General features: G+C 39.1%; 1 protein-coding gene. It reads left to right on the forward strand.

Annotated elements, in window-relative coordinates:
- Positions 1-85: 85 nt before the first annotated feature.
- Positions 86-235: DUF2316 family protein (locus QP415_RS14165; protein ID WP_442953500.1), on the forward strand; the 150-nt coding region annotated here is incomplete at its 3' end.

Here is a 235-nt window from a genome sequence, read left to right on the forward strand (position 1 = left end):
CAGTATTGTAACATGGACTAGGCGGATTATTCTCTTATTTCTAGGGCAAAGTTTATAATATAAGCTAGAAAGGAGACCGATGACCATGTCTTTAACCCAATCGCAAAGAGAAGAAACTAAACAAGTGCTTAAAACAGCCTTTAATAAGACTGGATTAAGCAAGCAAGACCTAGCTGACATTTTGGAGACGAGTGAATCTTACCTGGACCAGGTCTTTCAATTACAAGGCCAACGT

It is taken from the genome of Pauljensenia sp. UMB3104 (genome assembly GCF_030217285.1).
In the GTDB taxonomy this organism is placed as follows: Bacteria; Actinomycetota; Actinomycetes; order Actinomycetales; family Actinomycetaceae; genus Pauljensenia.